At 64.2% G+C, this 274-nt stretch carries 1 pseudogene; it reads left to right on the plus strand.

Annotated elements, in window-relative coordinates:
* Nucleotides 1-274: pseudogene (locus KUG39_RS17800) on the plus strand (acyltransferase family protein); the annotation flags it as partial.

Here is a 274-nt window from a genome sequence, read left to right on the forward strand (position 1 = left end):
GCGGCGTCTGCTGCCGAACCTGCTGGTGTGCCTGGCGGTGACGAGCCTGGGGGTGGCGATGCTGATCCCGCCGCTGGAGAGCGGGCCTTATTTCATCGTCGCCCTCAAGGCGCTGTTCGGGTGGTCGAACAACTACCTGATGGGGCAGCTGGATTACTTCGCCACGGATTCGGATCTGAATCCGTTCCTGCACACCTGGTCGCTGGGTGTGGAGCAGCAGTTCTACCTGGTGTTCCCGCTGCTGATGGTGGGGATCGGCTACGGGGTGCGGCGG

The sequence above is a fragment of the Synechococcus sp. CCAP 1479/10 genome, assembly GCF_019038515.1.
GTDB lineage: Bacteria > Cyanobacteriota > Cyanobacteriia > PCC-6307 > Cyanobiaceae > Cyanobium.